Below are 1,063 nucleotides of genomic sequence, written 5' to 3' on the forward strand. Positions count from 1 at the left end.
GCAGCCCCGCACCGGGCCGGTGCGAAGCGGCCCCCCCCGTGGGCAGGTTTTGCGCGATCCGGGAATGCCACTCATTTTTATCATCTGGCGTAACGGTGCGCGTCCGGCTTGCAATCACCTCTTCAGACAATGTTGTATGTCGTTTCCATATGTTTTTACTGTTCCACATAGGTTGTATTCCTGTATTGGCGTGCTGCCGCAAAAAGACGTCTGCTTTCCGGGCAGCCTCCGGTCCCGTTCAAGGAGCCGTTTTTTCCGACGCTCTTCCAAAAGGCAGGCTAGAGCAATTCAACTTTTAAATTGCTCTGACGGCTGCGTGAGCAGACGTTCGCTACGGAGGCGTAAGCGCAGTTTATCTGCGCTGTTAAACGCCGAAGTGAGCGTGCCTTAAACTTTGAGAATGTATATTCTCAAAGTTAATCTGCTCTAAGCGTGCCATGACGGGAAGCGCAAGATGCGTGTTTCGTCATTGACCGCCACGGCCGGGGACAAGGTTACATTGCAATCCCCAGACACATCCGCCCGGGAGACGGCACGAACAGATGCCCGCCATAAAGGCGCAAACGCAGGTTATCCGCGCGGTTGAGCGTCGTAGTGAACGCCGTAAAAACTTTGGGGAAATAGATCCGCAAAGTTGAAATACTCTACGTCGCAGAATTCAGGCTGCTGAAAATTTTCTCGTGGGCGCTCACCATGGCCGTAAAGGAAAAATCCTGTTCAACCCGCCGCCTCCCGGCCAATCCCATGCCGTCGCACAAGGCACTGTCATCGAGCAGGCGGCAACAGTGCCGCGCCATGCTTTCCGCGTCTGCCGCAGGGGAAAGCAGCCCGCTGACCTCCTGCTCCACAAGGCGGGGAATGCCCCCGACGCCAGTGGCGACAACGGGCAGGCCGCAAGCCATTGCCTCAAGGATTACATTGGGTTGCCCTTCACGTACGGACGACAGGGCAAAAATACGCGCTGCCGCGTAATGCTCGCGCATATCAAGGCCTCCCGGCACAAAATCCACGCGGCTGCCCGCCGCATGCGCCGCAGCCCACTGCTTGAGCACGGCCTCTTCCA

The 1,063-nt window shown here is 57.1% G+C and carries 1 protein-coding gene; it reads right to left on the reverse strand.

The window, feature by feature from the left end; all coding sequences use genetic code 11:
• Positions 1-644 precede the first annotated feature (644 nt).
• On the reverse strand, positions 645-1,063 hold a 419-nt coding region (locus V6C07_RS02000), incomplete at its 5' end, for a glycosyltransferase family 4 protein (RefSeq protein WP_333534719.1).

Source organism: Desulfovibrio sp. 1214_IL3152, assembly GCF_036763055.1.
Taxonomy (GTDB): domain Bacteria; phylum Desulfobacterota; class Desulfovibrionia; order Desulfovibrionales; family Desulfovibrionaceae; genus Desulfovibrio.